The organism is Pseudoxanthomonas dokdonensis (assembly GCF_001431405.1).
Taxonomy (GTDB): Bacteria; Pseudomonadota; Gammaproteobacteria; order Xanthomonadales; family Xanthomonadaceae; genus Pseudoxanthomonas_A; species Pseudoxanthomonas_A dokdonensis.
The window spans coordinates 22,234-42,123 of sequence record NZ_LDJL01000017.1; the positions used below are offsets into that span (position 1 = coordinate 22,234).

Genomic DNA, 19,890 nt, shown 5'->3' on the forward strand with positions numbered 1-19,890 from the left:
GTCCGTTCTTTCCGCCTTCCCATTGCAGGCCACACATGCAGAAAATCGTAGTCACCGGCGGTCATCCGCTGAACGGTGAAGTCACCATCTCCGGCGCCAAGAATGCGGTATTGCCGATCCTGTGCGCGACCCTGCTGGCCGATGGGCCGGTTGAAATCAGCAACGTGCCGCATCTTCACGATGTGGTGACCACGGTCAAACTGCTGGGTGAGCTGGGTGCCGGCATCAGCATCGACGAAGGCACCCTGGCCAAGGGCAGCAGCATCATCGTCGACCCGCGCAGCGTCAACCAGCATGTCGCACCGTATGAGCTGGTCAAGACCATGCGTGCCTCGATCCTGGTGCTGGGCCCGTTGCTGGCCAGGTTCGGCGCTGCCGAGGTCTCGCTGCCTGGCGGCTGCGCAATCGGCTCCCGCCCGGTCGACCAGCACATCAAGGGGCTGCAGGCACTGGGTGCGGAGATCACCGTCGAAAACGGCTTCATCAAGGCCAAGGCCGGGCGCCTGAAGGGCGGTCGTTATGTATTCGACATGGTCAGCGTGACCGGTACCGAAAACGTGCTGATGGCCGCGACCTTGGCCGAAGGCACCACTGTGCTGGAAAACGCAGCGATGGAACCGGAGGTCACCGATCTGGCCGATTGCCTGATTGCGCTGGGCGCGCGCATCGAAGGCGCCGGCACCTCGCGCATCACCATCCATGGCGTTGAACGCTTGAATAGCGGCCGCCATGCGGTGCTTCCGGATCGTATCGAGACCGGTACCTTCCTGGTGGCCGCGGCGATGACCGGTGGCCGTGTCACCGCGCGCAAGGCCCGCGCCGACACCCTGGATGCGGTGCTCGACAAGTTGACCGAAGCCGGCGCCGTCATCGAAACCACGGCCGACAGCATCACTCTGGACATGCAGGGGCGGCGGCCCAAGGCGGTCAGTTTGAGCACTGCTCCGTACCCGGCGTTCCCGACCGATATGCAGGCCCAATTCATGGCCTTGAACTGCGTCGCTGATGGCGTTGGCATCATCAACGAAACCATCTTCGAGAACCGCTTCATGCACGTCAACGAACTGCTGCGTCTGGGCGCCGACATCCGTGTCGAAGGGCATACCGCCGTCGTCCAGGGCGTCAAGCAGCTGAGCGGTGCGCCGGTGATGGCGACCGACCTGCGCGCGTCGGCCTCGTTGATCCTGGCTGGCCTCGTGGCCGAAGGCGACACCACCATCGACCGCATCTACCACCTCGACCGCGGCTACGAAAACATCGAAGAGAAGCTGGGTGCGCTGGGTGCGACGATCAAACGTGTTTCCTGACGGGCAAAGCTGCCCCATGTGTTCGACGGAGATTGACTGATGAGTCGCCATCGCCGCTTTACCGGCAAGCGCAAGGCTTTGCTGATCCTGGTTGCGCTGCTGCTGGCATTGGTTGCCTACCTGCATTTCACCGGTTCGGCCGGTACCCGTGGCCTGGAAACCAAGGACATGGACTGGGATGGCAATGGTCAGGTGACCGAGACCGAGATCATGCAGGCCTATTACGCAGTGGTGGTCGAAGAACAGATCGACGGCAACCGGGTCTGCAAGAGCTACGAATGGCGCGACGGCCACAAGCTGATCCGGGTCGATTGCGTCACCCGCATGCAGCCGGCGGCCAAGGCGGAATGAAAAAAGCCCGGCTTGGCCGGGCTTTTTCCTGGGTGGGCGCCGCAGGCGCGCAGCTTACTTCCAGGACTGGATATGCAGGTCGATGGAATCCTCGCCATCCTCGCGTTGCAGGATGCGCACCGGCACCGGCACGTCCGGTACCACCCACACCACCATCTGCTTGTCGCCATTGTTGTTGACGACCTTGGTCGCCTCGCGCGACTTGCCGCCGACGTTGATGGTTTCCTTGCCTGCCACCTTGTAGCTGACCATCTTGGCCTTGCCGTTTTCGATCATGCGGTAATTCAGTGGTTTGCCGGCGCTGACATCGCGCACGATGGCCAGGTTGACCAGTAGTGCGTCCATGTCGCCCGGCTTCAACGCCACCGGACCGGCACGGTCGGCCTTGACATCGCCACTCCAGGTCGCCTGGGCCTTGTCCCAGTCGTACTGGGTGTTGACCGACTTCTGCTTGACCAGCACCCTCGATACGTCGCTGCTGCTCAACGGACGCAGCGTACCACCGGCTTCCTCGAACACCGTCTTCTGGCTCAGATCGACCAGGTTGTTGCGGATGCTGAGCGCATATTCCCAGCGATTGTTGCCCTGTGCGCTGAGTACCATCTGGCCGTTGCCCTGCATGCCCATGGCGCTGGCCTGGTAGGCGGCGCTGAATGCTTCCATCGCGGAAGCCGGTGCGCAGGCGATGGCGCTCGCCAGGCCAATGCCGAGCAGCGAAGTCTTGCGGTGAGTTGGCTGATTCATCAGTTACTGCACTCCTTGGTAGTCCGAAAGCCGCAGGTCGATGGCGTCCTCGCCATTGTCCCTCTGCAGGATGCGGACGGGGGTAGGGACGCCGTTGGCGACCCAGAAGATGGTTTCGTCATTGCCACCATTGGTGCGGGCAATGCGCATCGCATCGTAGCTGAGGTCGTCAACGGCCACGATTTCAGTCTCCGCGGCCACGGCATACTGATACTGGCGCACCTTGCCGTTGTCGACCACCCGGTATTGCAACTGCTTGCCAGGTTCGGCGTCGCGGATCACGGCCAGGTTCATCAGCAGTGCGCTCAGGTCACCGTCCTGCAGAGGCAATGGCTGCCGCCGTTCCTTCTTGATGTCACCCTGCCAGTGCGCCTGGCGGGTCTGCCAATCGTAGACACCGGTCATCTTCTTGCCGGTGAACAGCGCATGCTTGACCGTGGCCTGGGTCAGCGGGATGTAGCGATCATCGCGGACGTCGAACAGCGTGCTCTGCTCGATATTGAGGCCGACGATGCGGGCAAAGCCCTTGGTGCCCTTGACCGCCAGATCGATCTGCCAGCGGCCGGCGTTGCCCTGGGTCACCCGCATCGTCGCACTGCCGGCCAGTTTGCCCTTGTTGAAGGCCTGGTAGGTGGCGACAAACGGCTCCAGCGCCGCCGCGGGCAAGGCAACGGCCAGCAATGCCAGCGTCAGGCATGGCGCCAGGTAACGGCTCATCGTCGGCAACACCCGTGGGGTCAGGAAAAACGTCCCGTCGAATCTAGGTGCAACGGTTTTAATAGCGGCTGACCGTCCAGTATCGCCATGTCGCCCTGTTCAGAAACCCGCCCGGCGCAGACCAGTTGCAGACTGGCGACCAGCAGCGAGTGCTCAAGCGGCAGCAGCCGCTGGGCGAGGCTGTCCGGGCTGTCCTGTGGCTGTACCTCGATGCTGGTCTGGGCGATGACGGTGCCGGCGTCCAGTTCAGGCACCAGGAAGTGCACGCTGGCCCCGTGCTGCGCATCACCTGCCGCCAGGGCGCGGGCGTGGGTGCGCAGGCCGCGGTACTTCGGCAGCAGCGACGGGTGGATGTTGAGCAGGCACCCGCGGAAGCGATCGATGAAACTGTCGCTGAGAATGCGCATGTAGCCGGCGCAGACGACCCAGTCGGGACGAACCGCGGCGACCGCATTGCCCAGTGCTTCGTCAAACGCCAGTCGATCCGGAAACGATTTGCCTTCCGCGCTCCAACGCAGCGCTGGCGGCACTCGTTGCAATGCCGGCGCGTCGTGCTTGTTGGAGAATACGCCGACGATTTCGGCATCCAGCGTGTGGTTGGCGATGGCGTCCAGGATGGCCTGCAGGTTGCTGCCGCGACCGGAGACCAGTACAGCGATACGGGATGTCATGGGCAGATGTTATCGAGCGTTGGCGTGAGGGAAGGTGAGCAGGTGGCAATGGGGCCGGCCAGCAAAAAGCCACGCCGTGGAGCCAGCTGGCGACGGCGCCACGGGTGCGCCTGCAGCGCCCGCTGCCGACCAGACTCAGCCAATGTGGACGCGTTCGCCGCCGCTTGCCTCGACCACCTGGCCAATCGACCAGTGCTCCAGGCCCAGGCGCGCGAGATCCTGCTGCAGGTCCGGCAACTGCTCGGCTGCCACCACCAGCACGAAGCCGATGCCGCAGTTGAAGGTGCGCCACATTTCGGTGTCTTCGACCGAACCTTCGCGCTGCAGCCACTGGAAGACCGGCGGCAGCGGCCAGCTGCCGGCCTTGATGTCCAGGCCCAGGCCTTCCGGAATGACCCGGATGATGTTCTCGGTCAGGCCACCGCCGGTGACGTGGGCCATTGCGTGCAGATCGTGCCGGGCCAGCAGTTCCAGCACCGGCTTGACGTACAAACGGGTCGGCGCCATCAGCGCGTCCTGCAGGCTGACGCCGTCTTCCAGGACCACATCGGTGGGGCTGCCGGCACGTTCGTAGATGCGCCGGATCAGCGAGTAGCCATTGGAGTGCGGGCCACTGGAGGCCAGCCCGACCAGCACATCGCCGCTGCGCACCTTGGCGCCATCGAGCAGCTGCGATTTTTCCACCGCGCCGACAGTGAAGCCGGCCAGGTCGTACTCGCCGGGGCCGTACATGTCGGGCATTTCGGCGGTTTCGCCCCCAATCAGTGCGCAGCCGGACAGTTCGCAACCCTTGGCGATGCCACCAACCACCGCGGCGGCGGTGTCGACATCGAGCTTGCCGGTAGCGAAGTAATCAAGAAAGAACAACGGCTCGGCGCCCTGCACCAGCACGTCATTGACGCACATGCCGACCAGGTCGATGCCGATGCTGTCATGCCGGCCCCACTGCTGGGCCAGCTTGAGCTTGGTGCCGACGCCATCGGTACCCGAGACCAGCACCGGTTCGCGGTACTTGCCGGAGAGATTGAACAGCGCGCCGAAACCACCCAGTCCGCCCATCACTTCCGGCCGGAAACTGCGCTTCACCAGCGGTTTGATGCGCTCGACCAGAGCGTTGCCGGCATCGATGTCGACCCCCGCGTCGCGGTAGGTCATGGGGGTGTTGGCAGGTGCGGTGGGCTGGGTCACGGGCGGTCGTCGCTGGGGCAAGAGCGACAATTTTAAAGGAATGCGGCCGGCACGTGGCGCGCGGCATGGAGGGCGGTCGAAGATTGGCCACCGCCAACCCGCGCCAGCCGCGGCCAAGCCACGGCAGGGGTGCGCCAGCGCGTTACTGGCGACGGGATTCGTGCCCCTGGCAGGCGGTAGTTCGAGCGTCCTGAACAGCCGGCGTTGGCTTGGAGGGGCCATTCGGGCAACAATTCACCTGATTTGCTGAGCACAAGGACGCTCGATGCGCCGGATTTCAGGTTTTTCCTTCGCCGCGGTCATGTTGCTGCTGACTGCTTTCTTCCTCCCGGGCATGGCCTGGGCGCAGTCGTCTGCGCGTACCGAAGGCGATGCCGCGGCCGCGCAGGGGGTGTACGAGGCCGAGGTCCCGGTCAATGGCCAGGCCGAATCGGACCGCAACAGCGGCTTCGCGCGGGCGATGGGCATCGTGCTGGGCAAGGTCTCCGGCGACCGTGCGGCGGCGACCAAGCCGCAGGTGCGCAGCGAGCTGCGCAACGCAGCCAACTATGTCGAAAGCTACGACTTCCGCCAGGACGAGGGCACCTCGGCCAGTGGTGCGCCGACCTTCCGGACCACCCTGGTGGTGCGTTTCGATCCTGCCCGCATTGATGCCATTGCCGGTGCGCTGGGGCTGGCGGTATGGCCCCAGCCGCGGCCGAAGCCGGTGATGTGGCTGGCGATCAACGACGGCAGCGGTCCGCGCCTGGTCGGCCTGCAGCAAGCCAATGCCGCGCGACCGGTGCTGGACCGTGCGATCCAGCGCGGCTACCGCCTGGGCCTGCCGACCGGCAGCGCTTCCGAACAGGCACTGGCCGGTGCCATCTGGCGCCAGGACACGGCGGCGGTGGCGCGTGCATCGGCACGCTACAGCCCGCCGATGCAACTGGTCGGCAAACTCTATCGCGCCGATGGCGGCTGGCAGGCCGACTGGGTGTTCGTAGACGGCGGCAAGGTACTGTCGCGCTGGTCGTCCAGCAATGCCGATCCGCGCCAGGCCATGGCTTCTGGTGCCGATGGCGCCGCCGATGCGCTGATGAAGCGCTATGCCAAGGCCGGCACGGTCGGTACGCCGGGCGTCTACCGGGTGGTGTTCAACGGCATCAACAGCACTGCTGATTACATCCGCCTGATGAGCGCCCTGCAAAGCAACGTGGTGGTGCGCAACATCACGCCGGTCAGCGCCAATGGCAGCACCCTTGAGCTGGATCTGGATCTGGTTTCCGGGCTGCCGGGCTTCAAGCAGATGCTCGGCAATGACAGCATCCTGGTCGGTGGTGAAGGCGAACCTCCCGTATTCTTCCTCCAATAAGCCGTCGGCAGGAGCTCAACCGCATGGAACAAACCCCTACCCCGGTCAGCACGCTGGCCAGGCGCTGGCAGTGGCTGCTGATCGCCGGCATCGTCGGTTGGCTCATCTATATGCTGTCGCCGGTGCTGACCCCGTTCGTGCTGGCGGCGCTGCTGGGCTGGCTCGGCGATCCGCTGGTCGATCGCCTGCAGCGCGCCGGGCGCTCGCGGCCGGTGGCGGTGACCCTGGTGTTCACCCTGATGGCGGCGCTGCTGACCCTGGCGTTGTTGATCCTGGTACCGATGATCGAGAAGCAGATCGGCACCCTGTTCGAATCATTGCCGGTCTATCGCGACTGGATGGTGCATACCGCGCTGCCATGGGTGGAGCGGCGCACCGGGCTGGAACTGGTCTCGTGGCTGGATACCGACCGGATCATGGAATGGCTGCGCGGCCACTGGAAGCAGGCGGGCGGCGTGGCGGCGACATTCTTCGGCCACCTGTCGCGTTCCGGCTTCGCGGTCATGGCCTGGGTCGCCAACCTGGTGCTGTTGCCGATCCTGACGTTCTACTTCCTGCGTGACTGGGACCTGCTGGTGGCCCGGGTGGCGGCGCTGGTACCGCGCGACCAGGTCAGCACGGTCAACCGGCTGGCGCGTGAGTCCAACGATGTGCTGGGCGCGTTCCTGCGTGGCCAGATCCTGGTCATGCTGGCACTGGGCGCCATCTACGCGATTGGCTTGTCGGTGGTAGGCCTGAAACTGGGACTGCTGATCGGCATCATCGCTGGTCTGATCAGCTTCGTGCCGTATCTGGGCACCGCCACCGGCATCGTGCTCGGGCTGATCGCCGCCGCTGTACAGAGCCAGGGCGACTGGAACCTGATCGCGCTGGTGCTGGGTGTATTCGTGGTCGGGCAGATGCTGGAAGGCTACGTGCTGACCCCACGCATCGTCGGTGACCGCATCGGCCTGCACCCGGTGGCGGTGATTTTCGCGATCATGGCGGGCGGCCAGTTGTTCGGCTTCCTTGGCATGCTGATCGCCCTGCCAGTGGCGGCAGTCACCAACGTCATGCTGCGCTACGCCCATGAGCGCTATACCCACAGCCATCTGTACGCAGGTGACGCGGCCGAGGTGGAGCCCGCAGCGCCGGTGGCGACCATCGTGATGCCTCCCAGTGACACGGAGCAACCGGGTCCGTGACAGCGTCCGCCGGCAACCATCCAGGTGCCAGTCCGCAACTGCCGCTGGCATTGCGGTTTCCACCGGATCAGCGATTTGAAACCTATATCAATGCCCCTCCGGGGGCATTGCCGCAATTGCGTGCATTGGCATTGCAGCCGGCGCAGGACTGGGTATTCCTGAGTGGTCCTGGCGGCGTCGGCAAAACCCATCTGTTGCTGTCGACCTGCGCTGAAGCCAGCGCCGCTGGTCGCCGGGTAGCCTATCTGTCGCTGCATACGGCTGCAGGCCGGCTGGGTGATGCCTTGCAGGCGCTTGAAGGCAATGATGTGGTGGCATTGGACAACGTGCAGGCGATCGTCGGCAATCGCGATGACGAAATCGCTTTGTTCGACGCTCACAACCGTGCTCGCACGGCTGGCACCGGGATTCTGTACGCATCGCGCGAAAACCCCGCAGAGCTGCCGTTGCTGTTGCCCGATCTGCGTTCGCGTCTGTCGCAATGCGCGCGTATTGCTTTGGCGCCACTGGACGATGACGGTCGTCGCGAAGTGCTGGCACAACGGGCGCAGCGACGTGGTCTGATTGTCGATGATGCAGCCTTGGACTGGCTGTTGCGACGCACCGGTCGGGATCTGGTCGGTCTTACCGGCATGCTTGAACGGCTCGACCGTGCATCGCTGGCCGAACAGCGCAAACTGACGGTGCCATTCCTGCGCAAAGTACTGGGCAACACGAACGAGGGCTAGGCCCGGTCCCGCGTGGTTGTTCAGACGCTGGTGTTGTCGCCCAGTTGCCGGTCCAGTAGTTGCAGCCGCTGCGGGGTGCCGACATCGGTCCAGCGGCCGCGATGGTGTTCACCGCTGACGCGCTGTGCGTTCATCGCGCTTCGCAGCAATGGCGCGAGCTTGAAGCGGGCAGGGCCATCTTCCAGTCCAGTGTCCGCTATCGGCCGGCGTTGCAGCAGCTCGGGCCGATAGACACCGATGCCGGAAAACGTCAGTCGCGGCGACCCGTCACTGGCCAGCAATGACGAAGCCGACAGATGGAAATCCCCCTGCGGGTTGTGCGGCGGGTTGTCGACCAGCACCAGGTGCGCCTCGCCGATGGGAGTCGATGGCAGGTGGGCGAAGTCGTAGTCGGTCCAGATATCGCCATTGACGGCAATGAACGGTCCGTCACCCAGGATCGGCAGCGCATGCTGCATGCCGCCGCCGGTTTCCAGCGGCGTCGGTCCTTCATACGAATAGTGCAGTCTCAGACCCCACCTGCTGCCATCGCCGAGCACCTGCGGGAACTGTCCGGCCAGCCAACTGGTGTTGATGACGACATCGCGGATGCCGCGCGCCGCCAGTTTTTCAAGATGCCAGACGATCAGCGGTTTGCCACCGGCCTGCAGCAGCGGCTTGGCGGTATGGTCGGTCAGCGGGCGCATGCGTTCGCCCAGCCCGGCGGCGAATATCAGGGCCTTCATGTATCGGCCTGCAGGCGTGCCATCGCCGGTTTGATGCGGTTCTCCAGCAGTATCTGCAGCGCCGACAGCTGGGGGTGCCTGGGCAAAACTTCCTCGAGATAACGGATGAAGCGCGGTGCATCCTGCAGGTAGCGGGACTTGCCATCGCGATAATGCAGGCGCGAAAAGATCCCCAGTATCTTGAGATGGCGCTGGATGCCGGACCAGTCCGCGTCGCGCAGGAAGCTCGTCCAGTCCGGTACCGGCAGACTGGCCTCGATGGCCATCTGGTGATAGCGCGCCAGCCAGCCGTCGACCCGCGCCAGTGGCCAGCTCAGGAATGCATCCTTGAACAGGCTGGCCGGGTCATAGGCAACCGGTCCACGCACGCAATCCTGGAAATCCAGCAGCGCCGGTGTCGGCAGTGTCGGCATCAGGTTGCGTGGCATGAAATCGCGATGTACCAATACCTTTTTCTGGCCCAAGGCATTGTCCATCAGCCGCCGCTGTGCCAGTTCCAGCTGTTCGGCACCTTCGCAGTCCAGTTCGATGCCGAGATGGCGGCGCAGAAACCATTCCTCGAACAGACCGGCATCGCGTTGCAGCAGCGCCTCGCCGAATATGCCGGCATCATCCGGCACCGGCAGCGCCTGCAGGCGCAACAGCTGGCCAAGCGCGCGATCGAACCACTCATCGGCATTGTCATCGCTGATGATCTGGGCCAAGGTCGGGCCACCGAGATCCTCCAGCAGCAGGAAGCCTGCGTCGAGGTCACGGGCCAGCACCTGCGGGACGCGCACGCCACCGGTATCCAGGCGGTCGCGCCATGCCAGCCACGGTCTGACGTCATCGGTGTCCGGCGGTGCATCCATGACGATAAGGCTCGGGTCGACGCTGTCGGTCCGCCAGTAACTGCGGAACCCGGCATCGACCGACGCACGCGACAACTGCAGGCCAGCACTGCCGGTCACCGCGCGCGCCCATTGCAGGCGTTGGGCTGCACGTGCAGTGTCGTCCTGAAGCGAAGATGTCATGCGCAAATCGCACCTGGGTAAGTAGTCCGTGGCACAGGGTAAACTGAGCCCTGGCGACTTGCGAGGACTCCATGGCACATCTTCAGATTGTTCTGCTGTCCGGAGGATCCGGCACCCGTTTGTGGCCTCTGTCGCGCGAGGGCTACCCCAAGCAGTTCCTGCCGCTGGTGGGCGACAAGACCATGCTGCAGGAAACGTGGCTGCGGGTGGCGCCCTGTCCACTGGCGCGCCGATCGTGGTCGCCAACGAAGAACATCGTTTCCTGGTCGCCGAGCAGCTCCGGCAGCTGGGTGCGCCAACACCGGCGATCGTGCTGGAACCGGTCGGCCGGAATACCGCGCCGGCCATCGCCGCGGCTGCACTGCAAGCCAGTCTGGTGGGGCAGGATCCGATCCTGCTGGTGTTGCCGTCCGACCACGTGGTGGCGGATGCGGCTGCGTTCCGTGGAGCGATAACCCAGGCAATACCGGCGGCGGAAGGCGGTGCGCTGGTGACCTTCGGCATCGTGCCCGATGCGCCGGAAACCGGTTTCGGCTATATCCAGGCCCAGCCAGGACATGGCATCCGTCCGGTGCAACGATTTGTCGAAAAACCTGATGAAGCCACCGCCGAGCGCTATCTGCGGGAAGGTGGTTATTACTGGAACAGCGGCATGTTCCTGTTTCGTGCCAGCGCCTATCTGGCGGAGCTTGGCAAATTCCAGCCGGCCATGCTGGAGGCGGTGCGCGATTCGCTGCAATCGGCGCGACAGGGCGGCGATTTCATCCGCCTGGACAAGGATGCGTTCGCTGCCAGCCCGGCCGATTCGATCGACTACGCGGTGATGGAAAAGACCGGCGAGGCGATGGTGTTGCCGGTCGATATCGGCTGGAATGACGTCGGCAGCTGGTCGGCTTTGTGGGACGTGGCCGAGCGCGATGAGGATGGCAATGCGCACCACGGTGATGTCATCGCGGTGGACAGCCGCAACAGCTATGCCTATGCACAGCGCCTGGTTGCCCTGGTCGGCGTCGATGACCTGGTGGTGGTGGAAACCGACGATGCCGTGCTGGTGGCGCGCAAGGATCGGGTCCAGGAGGTCAAGCAAGTGGTTGCCCGCCTCAAGCAGTCACAGCGCAGCCAGGCCATCCTGCATCGGGAAGTGCACCGGCCTTGGGGCAGCTACGATTCGGTCGATATCGGCAGCCGTCACCAGGTCAAGCGGATCAAGGTCAAACCAGGCGCCCAGTTGTCCCTGCAATCGCATCGGCACCGTGCCGAACACTGGATCGTAGTGAAAGGCGTTGCCCGCGTCACCCGTGACAATGATGTGTTCGAGCTGTACGAAAACCAGTCGACCTACATTCCGATCGGCGCCAAGCATCGACTGGAAAATCCCGGCAGCCAATGGCTGGAGCTGGTCGAAGTGCAGTCCGGTGACTATCTGGGCGAGGACGACATCGTCCGCTATTCCGACATCTACGGTCGTAGCGAATAGCCTGGCAGCGTGTCCCGCGGTAGTGGCCGCGCCTGTTTCGTTCAAGCATGGGTGGCGGGCGATCCCGCAATGCACTTCCGTAATCAGGCAAACAAAAAAAGCCCCGCAATGCGGGGCTTTTCTGTTCGATTAAGCAGCTTCAGCAGCAACCATGGTCGCCGTGCTGCTCGCCGCCCGCGACCGCCGCCACGCCGGCCGTTTCGCCGCGGACGCTGGCGGCATGATGCTCGGCCAGCACCCGGGCCACACAGGCGGTGACCTTCTTGCCCATCGGGATGTGCAGGAACTCGTTTGGACCGTGAGCGTTGGAATGCGGACCCAGCACGCCCGTGATCATGAACTGCGCACCGGGGAATTTCTCGCCCAGCATACCCATGAATGGAATGGTGCCGCCTTCGCCCATGTACATCGCCGGCGCGCCAAAGAATTCCTGGCTGGCGTCGTCGATGGCCTTGGACAGCCAGGGTGACATCGCCGGCGCATTCCAGCCGGTGCTGGCTTTTTCCAGTTCCAGGCTGACATGGGCGCCATTCGGCGGGTCCTTCAGCAGCAGGTCCTTCAGCAGTTCGCCGGCCTGCTTGCCATCCAGCGTCGGCGGCAGTCGCAGCGACACCTTCACCGAGGTATGCGGGCGCAGCACGTTGCCGGCCGATGATAATGCCGGCAGGCCGTCGGCACCGGTGATCGACAACGCCGATCGCCAGGTCCGGTTGAGCACCAGTTCGGTCAGATCTTCGGCCATCGGGGTCATCCCCGGCAGGAACGGAAATTTGTCGAACACCGCCGTATCCAGCACCTGCGCGGCCTGCTGCGCCTGGGCCAGGCGTTCGGCGGGGACCTCGACCTGCAGACCCTCAGGCAGGATGCGGCCGGTGTTTTCGTCCTCCAGGCGGGATAGCAACTGCCGCAGCAGGCGGAAACTGGAGGGCACGACGCCCGAGGCATCACCGGAATGCACGCCTTCCTCCAGCACCTTGACCGTGAAGTTGCCGCCGGCCATGCCGCGCAGGGAGGTCGTGCACCACAGCTGGTCGTAGTTGCCGCAGCCCGAGTCCAGGCATACCACCAGTGACGGCTTGCCAATCCTGTCGGCCAGATGATCGACATAGGCGGGCAGGTCGTAGCTGCCGGATTCCTCGCAGGCTTCAATCAGGATCACGCAGCGGGCGTGCGGGACGCCTTGTTCCTGCAGCGCCTGGATGGCGGTCAGCGAGCCGAAGATCGCATAGCCGTCATCGGCGCCGCCGCGTCCGTACAGCTTGTCGCCCTTGAGCACCGGCTTCCATGGACCCAGGTCGTCGTCCCAGCCGGTCATTTCCGGCTGCTTGTCCAAATGCCCATACAGCAGCACGGTGTCCTGGCCGGTATCGGCGCCGCTGGCGGCAATTTCGATGAAAATCAGCGGGGTGCGCTCAGGCAGGCGGATGACTTCGAGGGCCATGCCCTTGACCGGCTGTGCCTTGGCCCAGTCCTGCATCAGGGTGACCGCCTGCTCCATGTAGCCGTTGGCCACCCAGTCCTTGTCGAACATCGGCGACTTGTTGGGTATGCGGATGTATTCGACCAGTTGCGGCACGATTTCCTGGTCCCATTTGTCGGCGACGAACGCATCGACTTTGGCGGTGTCCATAACATCTCCTCGGGAATTGTGAGGACATTCTACGCCGGTCGCCAAGGGTAGGAAATTTCCTACGAGGGGCAACGGCCTTTTCCGGCAGTTTTTGTGGATGCCAAGGGATATCTTGTGGCCATGGCAACAAGCAGACTGTTTCCACCGTTCCTCAGGATGAACAGGAACGGAAACTCCGGGGCCGCCGGGTGAATCCTGGCAGCCGCGAAGGACCAGTCAAATACAAGGAGAGTTGCCATGGAATCGATCGCCAACCTGCTGAAAGCCCTAGCACTGTCGCTGGTGCTGGCCACCAGCGCATTTGCAGCCGACAAGGTGAACATCAACACCGCGGATGCAAGTCAGCTGCAGGCAGACCTGATCGGAATAGGCCCGTCCAAAGCGGAGGCCATTGTTGACTATCGCAAGACCAATGGACCCTTCAAGAGCCCGGAGGAACTGGCGATGGTCAAGGGAATCGGATTGAAGACAATCGAGAAGAATCGAGACCGTATTGAACTTCGCACTCCCGCCGTACCGGCCAAGCGCGCAGGTGCCAGTAAACCGGTTGACAAGAAGCCGGCGGCACTGACACGTCGCTAAACAGAACCCCCGCCTTGGCCATCGCAGGATGCGTGACCAGGACGGAAAGGGGCAGGAAGCCGTAGGGGGAGAGGGAAGGATGCCGACAGGGACGTACTAATCAACAGGATGCACCGCACGGATGGGTAGCACAGCAGGCAGGACGTCTGCAGACAGGCAAGGAGCCAACACGGAAGTATTGACCGCCCGGAGCATGGATATGCTGCCGGGCGGTCGTCTTTTGTGGCCGACTGAAGTGGGTCTCTCACACCGATGTACAGTCGCGGGAGATGTATTTGCTGAAAAGCGCTCCGCGGGCGAATGCATCATTCAGTGGGCCATGAACATTACCTGCTGGCCAGCCGCGCTGGCCATGCCGCCGATGGCGGCGACGCAAGCATCAACCTTTGCTAGCTGCCGACGCGTCGCGTCGGCAGCTAGCCCGGCAGCTAGCCCGGCAACAAGCCCGGCAACAAGTCCGACAGCAGCCCGACAGCAAGCCCGACAGCAAGTCCGACAGCAAGTCCGACAGCAAGTCCGACAGCAAGTCCGACAGCAAGTCCGACAGCAAGTCCGACAGCAAGCCAGTCGCGACTTCAGCGCTGCGTGGGTGGTTATCAGTGAAATGGAACCCTCCCCTGACCCGGAAGGCATAGCAGGATCTAAACTGCTTGCTTTGGCGAGAGAGTCGGTGATGGAAGCAGCAAGCCGTGTAATCAAAGCCGCCGAGTATCGGCGCGAGCGCTGGAAGAATGGCCTGGGCTGGACCCGCGAAATCATCCGCGGCCCCGCTAACGCGACGACTGACTGGCACTGGCGGGTGTCGATTGCCGAGATTGAACAGGATGCGGCGTTTTCACGCTTCCCGGGTATCGAAAGAGAGTTGGTACTGTTGAGCGGCAATGGCATGCGGCTGGTGTTCGATGATGGACAGCAGGCGCTGCTGGAGCCGCCTCGCGGCAAGCTGCGGTTTTCTGGCGATCGTGTCGTGAGAGCCGTGTTGACCGATGGCCCGACGCAGGACTTCAACCTGATGTGGAATCCAACCCACGTCCAGGCGGAGCTGGCGGTACGGCCGCTGACGGGGTCGATGGTGTTCTTCGTTGAGCCGGGCGTTACCTGGATGGTCCACATGGTGGCCGGTCAAGCCGGATGGAACGAAGATGCCGGCCTGCCATCATTGCAGAGCGGCGACACTGCCATCCTGGCCTCGGCGACGAGCAGAAGCCGTTTCGCGCTGGAAGGCGGGGGCAGCCTGATCGTGATCAGGCTGCCGGCAGCAGCAACAAGCAGGACCATCGCGTGAACAATGCCGAAAGCGGCAACAGTTCGCCCAGCGCGAAGCATGTCGCGCAGCAGCTGATGCCGAGCTGCCAAAGCAATGATCACGACCACGACAACAATCGCCTTCGGCGCTGCGGCGACAGACGGGGGTCATGAAAGCAGGGACAAAACACCATAATCCCATTCCCCCGAAACGCTGGTAACGCGGGCCAAATGCAAGCCTGCGTCTGCAAGAGCCAGCGAAAAGCCGACACCTGCGTTTACCTGACCAGCCGCGATGCATCGCTGAAGGCACGGCGGGAAGTCTCTGTTTCGCGCCTCTGCTGTGCCATCGATGCAGTTCACCCGGGATTCCGGGGGGTGCTTCGTGTGGCGCAGCTTGTGGTGTTGAGGGAGCGAGAGAGAATTCCGTCCAGCGTCGCGCATGCGATCGACGTAGTACAAAGATCCAAGGATCCCATATTGATCAGAGCGCACAGCTGGCTGCGACGACCAGGCGGTTGTAAGTCCACGCACTGTGTTGCCGATGTTTCCGTTGGCGCAGGTCCTTCTGGGGTTATACAGCCGCTTGCCTCGGATTGACGTTTGGCAAAGCCATGCCAATCCTGCATCGCGATGGCAGAAGATGGGCCGCCGGGTGACCGCTGTAACCTCAGCGTTGTCGCGGATTGCAGAGCGCAGCTTGCAGCGCGGTCGCAGTCGCGGTCGCAGCAGCAGCCGTCTATGGGCGCACCGCAAGCCGTGCCGGCTTCGTGCCGTTGGCGCGACCAGCCAGGTTCATATGGAGTGTTGCGGCCGTCAGCCGAGGGACACGGGCTGGACCTGGCCCTGGATTGATCTGTAGACGTCATGGACACCAAACAGGCACGCGCGAGCAGCTATCGCCGTTGCCGTTCGAAGTGGGTCGAATCAGTACACGTCGCGACGATAGCGGCCACTCTCAATCAGCTGTTCGACCTGTGCGTCGCCCAGAGTCGCACGCAGTACCGCGTCAACCGACGGCGCCATCCCGTGCAGACTGCCGCAGACCAGAATGACGGCACCGTCCTCGACCCATTGCCGGAGGACGCCGGCCGCTGCCCGCAGCCTGTCCTGTACGTAGATGCGGTCGGTCTGGTCGCGTGAGAACGCGGTATCGAGCCGTTCGATGAAACCCGCCTGCTGCCAGGCGAGCAGCTCTTCAGAAAAGAAAAAATCGATGTCCCGCTGGCGTTCGCCAAGCAACAGCCAGTTACGCCGACTGGACTGCCGGATCCGGTGTTTGAGATGAGCACGCAGGCCGGCGATACCGGTGCCGTTGCCAATCAGGATCAACGGCGCAGCGTCGACGGGCGGTTGGAAATTGGGATTGCGGCGCACGCGCAGATCGATGGTGGCGCCGATGTCGGCGTGCTGGCAAAGCCAGCCGCTGCCGAGCCCACTGCTGCCATCCTCATGCCGCGTCAACCGGACCAGCAGGCGTGCACTGCCTTCACTGGGCAATGTCGCAAGCGAATACTCGCGATGCGGCAACGGTTTGACTCTGTCCGCCAGCGCCTGCTCGTCCAGCGTCCGGATCTCGCTGGGTGCCGGCAGGTGAGCGGCGACCATGACATCGAGCAAGCGTCGCGCCTGTCCGTCCACCTGTACCGAGGCCTCTGGATCCAGGGTCGCCTGCCGTAGCAGGGCGACGACGCTGGCTGACGGATGACGAGGGCCGATTTCGACCAGGTCACCGGCGTTCCAGTCCGGCAGAGCGCCGTCGGCTGGCACCAGATCCAACTGGAATACCGGTTGCCCGACGCTGCCGGGATTCAACAGCTGCCGTCGTTGCAACCGCCAGGGTTGATAATCGACCGGCGACCAATCGGGAAGGTCGGTCACCCCGCTGAGCTGGCCCAGGTGATGTTGCCAATGGCGCAGCGCGCCTTCATCGGCATTGTCCACTTCCACCAGATCGAACAACGGTTGCGCGCCGGCATGCCGCAACCAGCGATCCAGCTGATGGCCAAAGGCACAGAAGTTCGCGTACTCGCGATCACCCAGCGCCAGCACCGCGTATTGCAGTCCATGCAGGTCTGCTGCCTGTGGCATCAACTGGCGGACGAACTTCAAGGCGTGGTCGGGTGGGTCGCCTTCTCCGGTGGTGCTGGCAATCAGCAACAGGCGCCGGGTAGCGCCCAGACGTGCATGGTCCAGCCGCTCCAGGGCCACCAGCTGGGCGTCGATACCTGCATCGTTCAACGACTGCGCGGTGCGTTCGGCCAGATCCAGCGCAAAACCGGTCTGACTGGCGTAGGCCACCGTGATTGTCGCCCCGGTGGTTGCCGAATTTCTGGCCTCGGCGAGGTGGCGCTGGTTTCGAGTGAACCAGGCCGACAATGCCAGGTACGCCAGCAGTGCGGCGACGGCCCAGACCCAGTGCGACATCGTTGGGGTGGCAATCCACCAGCTTCCCCGCTGCAGGCAGAACGAGATCGCGGCCAGCCCCACCAGCACGGACACGACCAGTCCGTGGCCCAGCCACGGTCGCCATGATGATGAGGACGAGGCGCCAACGGTCATCAGGATACGAACGCGTTGAACGCGGTTGTGGCCATGGCCGGCGTGCCAGCATCGCTGGCAACGAAGCGTGCGGCCAGACCCTGGCTCTGGGCGAATGCCAGACCGGCCTGCATGCCCATGACGGTCAAGGCCGTTGCCCAGGCATCGGCCTGCATCGCCTGCTGGCAGATCACGGTGACCGCGGCCGGCGCATCGAGCACTGGCCGCCCGCTGCGGGGATCAATGGTGTGCGAAAACGACTGGCCCTGCTGTTCGAACTGATGCCAGTGCAGTCCCGAAGTCGCGACGGCAACACCATCAAGTGCCAGCAACAGTGGATCATCGTCGTTGTCGGCATCATCCGGTGAGGCTTCCACCAGCACCTGCCAGCACTGGCCATCGGCCTTGCGTCCGTAGCCGGCCAGTTCGCCGCCGATTTCCACCAGGGCGGCGGGAACCTGTTGGTCGCGCAGATGGGCCAGCACGCAGTCGACGGCATAACCTTTGGCAATGGCCGAGAAGTCCAGATGCAAATCCCCGGGCTGCAACAGCAGCAGTGGTTCGATGGTGGTCTGTATCCGTTGCCAGCCGACCCGCGCGCGCGCCTGTGCCAGCGGTTCCGGTGCTGGAACCGCACGCGGGCCGGCATCAGCACCAAATCCCCAGGCCGCGACCAGCGGTCCGACAGTAGGGTCAAACGTACCGCCGCTGCGACGGGCGATGTCGAGCGCGCAGTGCAGCACGTTGCCAAAGTCTTCGGGCAGCCGATGCCAACTGCCCGCGGGGGCATGGTTGTAGCGGCTGATGTCGGAGCTGCTCCACCATGTACTCATCTGCGCGACGATGCTGTCCAGGCGCGCCTGCACGCCGTCGTGCAACGCGTGCAGATCATGCTCGCCAGGCAAGCGCAGGCGGACCGACCAGGTGGTGCCCATGGTCTGTCCCAGCAGGCTGTGCAGATGGGTTGTACTCACGTCGATAGGCATCGGCAGTCCGCAGGCAAGCGCACGCCTGGCGGCGTGGCTGGCCCCGCGTGGGATCCGTGTTTACTACTGCGGCAGCACTTCCAGGGTGGCGACATAGCTCAGGCGGCGCTTGCCGGCTTGCGGCAGCGACGTCCTGTCGTCTTCATAGGTGGTCTCCAGCCAGTACATGCCGGCCTCAGGCCAGGTCACGCTGAACTGCCCTTCGGCGTCGGTGCTGACATGGATCGATTCCTGCGCATTGCGGTAACGGGTACCGCCGCGGGTAATCTCGAATTGCAGCCCGCTCGCCGGTTTGCCATCCAACAGCATCCTGAAAGTAGCGCTTTCGCCAGCGAACAGATCGTTGGGATGGGTGACCGCGACCAGTTCCAGCCCCTGGCCGGTCGCCGCCAAGGCGGTCTGGCTGGGCGAACCATTGGTCACGAACGTCTCGATGCGTCCCGTCGATTGCGATACCTGCAGATCCTTGGCGTCCTTCGGCACTTCGCTGGCAAAGCTGGCCGGGCTGCCACGCCAGCGTTTGCGCTGGCCGTTTTCCTCCCAACTGCCAAACAATCCATTGTTGACCACGGCGATGCGATAGGTGCCGGTCTGCTTCAGTTCGACGTCGAACACGGTGCGGTACTTGCCGGTGGCGACGTTCTGCGCTTGCATCTGGCTGCCGTCGGGCGCGGTGATGACCAGTCCATCGGTACGCAAGGGCACATGGTTGAAGTAGAACAGGTCGTTGGACACGGCGGCATCCACCGTGATCCATGGGCTGTCACCGGCGATCACGGTCTGCGAAGGCAGCAGCCAGGTCTTGTGGGCCATTGCCTGCGACATCGGCAACAGGCTGGCCAGGGCGATGGCGGCAATCAGGGAACGCTTCATGTGTGTCTCCGGAGGGAATTGAGTGAATCAGGGCTTGACCGCCAGGCTGACCGCGCCCAGCTCGCTTTTGCCCTGGGCCTTGCCAGTGGAAGCGGCCGGCCAGGTAAAGGGAATCTTCAGCAGCTCGCGGCCGCCGACTTCGCGGGCGGCTTCCACCACCAGCGTGTACTGACCCGGTGCCAGTCCGGCCAGTTGCGGTTGCGCATCGCCAAAGGAAAGCGAATGCCTGCCCGCCGGGCGGGTCGGGCCGGTAACGCCATCTACCGGCAGTTCCAGGGTGCGACCGGACTTGCGCCACCATTGCCGCAGATCCGGCAGCCACTTGGTGCCATGGCCTTCCTTGGTGTCGGTGTTCTGGTACCAGACTGAAAGATCGGCGGCGGTCTTGTTGTCGGCGCCTTCAATCCAGATGGCGACGTAGGGGCGGTGATACTCGGCCACGTTCAACTTCGGCACTTCCACCGTGACGTCCAGCTGCGCGGCATAGACCGGTACGCCCAGCAAGCCGCTCAAGGCGATCGTCAGGCTGGTGGGAATGATGGTTCGTTTCATGGATGACGCTCGCGCTATGAAGGGA

Annotated in this window: 18 protein-coding genes and 1 pseudogene; 8 read left to right on the forward strand and 11 right to left on the reverse strand. The window is 63.8% G+C overall.

All coding sequences use genetic code 11. From position 1 onward, the window contains the following. Window positions 1–35: 35 nt before the first annotated feature. Window positions 36–1,307, forward strand: a complete 1,272-nt coding sequence (gene murA / locus ABB29_RS14450) for a UDP-N-acetylglucosamine 1-carboxyvinyltransferase (protein WP_057660295.1) — start codon at window positions 36–38, stop codon at window positions 1,305–1,307. A gap of 39 nt (window positions 1,308–1,346) precedes the next feature. Then, on the forward strand, window positions 1,347–1,658 hold the full coding sequence (locus ABB29_RS14455; protein ID WP_057660296.1) for a hypothetical protein: 312 nt from the start codon (window positions 1,347–1,349) through the stop codon (window positions 1,656–1,658). A gap of 54 nt (window positions 1,659–1,712) precedes the next feature. On the opposite strand, the gene ABB29_RS14460 is transcribed toward ABB29_RS14455, so the two are convergent. The 4 genes from ABB29_RS14460 to purM all read right to left on the reverse strand — a co-directional run bounded on the left by ABB29_RS14460 (window position 1,713) and on the right by purM (window position 4,945). Further along, window positions 1,713–2,402 (reverse strand): DUF3108 domain-containing protein, encoded by a 690-nt coding sequence (locus ABB29_RS14460; RefSeq protein WP_057660298.1) that lies wholly within the window; start codon window positions 2,400–2,402, stop codon window positions 1,713–1,715. 3 nt (window positions 2,403–2,405) lie between these two features. Continuing rightward, window positions 2,406–3,119, reverse strand: coding sequence for a DUF3108 domain-containing protein (locus tag ABB29_RS14465; RefSeq protein ID WP_083487957.1), 714 nt, complete (start codon window positions 3,117–3,119; stop codon window positions 2,406–2,408). Window positions 3,120–3,139: 20 nt separating this feature from the next. Beyond that, window positions 3,140–3,790 carry a phosphoribosylglycinamide formyltransferase gene (gene purN, locus ABB29_RS14470; RefSeq protein WP_057660301.1) on the reverse strand — a complete coding sequence of 217 codons (651 nt, stop codon included), beginning with the start codon at window positions 3,788–3,790 and terminating at the stop codon, window positions 3,140–3,142. A 135-nt stretch (window positions 3,791–3,925) separates the two neighbouring features. Then, complete coding sequence (gene purM / locus ABB29_RS14475; RefSeq protein ID WP_157062685.1) at window positions 3,926–4,945, reverse strand: phosphoribosylformylglycinamidine cyclo-ligase; 1,020 nt, start codon at window positions 4,943–4,945, stop codon at window positions 3,926–3,928. 298 nt (window positions 4,946–5,243) lie between these two features. Here purM and ABB29_RS14480 point away from each other — a divergent pair, with 298 nt between their 5' ends. From ABB29_RS14480 to hda, 3 genes are read left to right on the forward strand one after another with little or no spacing between them, the layout of a single operon-like run. Beyond that, a complete protein-coding gene (locus ABB29_RS14480; protein WP_057660307.1) occupies window positions 5,244–6,329 on the forward strand; it encodes a DUF2066 domain-containing protein in 1,086 nt (361 codons plus the stop codon). A 23-nt stretch (window positions 6,330–6,352) separates the two neighbouring features. Next, window positions 6,353–7,513 (forward strand): AI-2E family transporter, encoded by a 1,161-nt coding sequence (locus ABB29_RS14485; RefSeq protein ID WP_057660309.1) that lies wholly within the window; start codon window positions 6,353–6,355, stop codon window positions 7,511–7,513. Further along, complete coding sequence (hda, locus tag ABB29_RS14490) at window positions 7,510–8,241, forward strand: DnaA regulatory inactivator Hda (RefSeq protein WP_057660311.1); 732 nt, start codon at window positions 7,510–7,512, stop codon at window positions 8,239–8,241. The genes ABB29_RS14485 and hda overlap by 4 nt, the downstream gene beginning before the upstream one ends. 20 nt (window positions 8,242–8,261) lie before the next feature. On the opposite strand, the gene murU is transcribed toward hda, so the two are convergent. Then, window positions 8,262–8,966 carry an N-acetylmuramate alpha-1-phosphate uridylyltransferase MurU gene (gene murU / locus ABB29_RS14495; RefSeq protein ID WP_057660312.1) on the reverse strand — a complete coding sequence of 235 codons (705 nt, stop codon included), beginning with the start codon at window positions 8,964–8,966 and terminating at the stop codon, window positions 8,262–8,264. After that, the gene (locus ABB29_RS14500) at window positions 8,963–9,979 is read right to left on the reverse strand and encodes an aminoglycoside phosphotransferase family protein (RefSeq protein ID WP_057660314.1); all 1,017 of its coding nucleotides are present in this window, start codon (window positions 9,977–9,979) and stop codon (window positions 8,963–8,965) included. Before ABB29_RS14500 ends, murU begins: the two co-directional genes overlap by 4 nt. A gap of 71 nt (window positions 9,980–10,050) precedes the next feature. Between ABB29_RS14500 and ABB29_RS14505 the strand changes: the two are divergent. Continuing rightward, window positions 10,051–11,456, forward strand: a pseudogene (locus ABB29_RS14505) (mannose-1-phosphate guanylyltransferase/mannose-6-phosphate isomerase). A 139-nt stretch (window positions 11,457–11,595) separates the two neighbouring features. Here ABB29_RS14505 and ABB29_RS14510 read toward each other — a convergent pair. After that, a complete protein-coding gene (locus ABB29_RS14510; RefSeq protein ID WP_057660316.1) occupies window positions 11,596–13,086 on the reverse strand; it encodes a M20 family metallopeptidase in 1,491 nt (496 codons plus the stop codon). Window positions 13,087–13,323: 237 nt separating this feature from the next. Here ABB29_RS14510 and ABB29_RS14515 point away from each other — a divergent pair, with 237 nt between their 5' ends. Then, the gene (locus tag ABB29_RS14515; protein WP_057660318.1) at window positions 13,324–13,668 is read left to right on the forward strand and encodes a ComEA family DNA-binding protein; all 345 of its coding nucleotides are present in this window, start codon (window positions 13,324–13,326) and stop codon (window positions 13,666–13,668) included. 604 nt (window positions 13,669–14,272) lie between these two features. Beyond that, window positions 14,273–14,953 carry a HutD/Ves family protein gene (locus ABB29_RS14525; RefSeq protein ID WP_425414779.1) on the forward strand — a complete coding sequence of 227 codons (681 nt, stop codon included), beginning with the start codon at window positions 14,273–14,275 and terminating at the stop codon, window positions 14,951–14,953. An 887-nt stretch (window positions 14,954–15,840) separates the two neighbouring features. Here the strand turns inward: ABB29_RS14525 and ABB29_RS14530 are convergent. From ABB29_RS14530 to ABB29_RS14545, 4 genes are all read right to left on the reverse strand, one after another. Then, entirely contained in the window at window positions 15,841–17,415 is a 1,575-nt protein-coding gene (locus ABB29_RS14530; RefSeq protein WP_245622647.1) for a sulfite reductase subunit alpha, read from the reverse strand. Between the two features lie 59 nt (window positions 17,416–17,474). Continuing rightward, window positions 17,475–18,428, reverse strand: a complete 954-nt coding sequence (locus tag ABB29_RS14535) for an FAD:protein FMN transferase (protein WP_245622648.1) — start codon at window positions 18,426–18,428, stop codon at window positions 17,475–17,477. 75 nt (window positions 18,429–18,503) lie between these two features. After that, complete coding sequence (locus tag ABB29_RS14540; RefSeq protein WP_057660327.1) at window positions 18,504–19,313, reverse strand: DUF4198 domain-containing protein; 810 nt, start codon at window positions 19,311–19,313, stop codon at window positions 18,504–18,506. A 27-nt stretch (window positions 19,314–19,340) separates the two neighbouring features. Beyond that, window positions 19,341–19,850, reverse strand: coding sequence for a DUF2271 domain-containing protein (locus tag ABB29_RS14545; RefSeq protein ID WP_157062686.1), 510 nt, complete (start codon window positions 19,848–19,850; stop codon window positions 19,341–19,343). Window positions 19,851–19,890 lie beyond the last annotated feature (40 nt).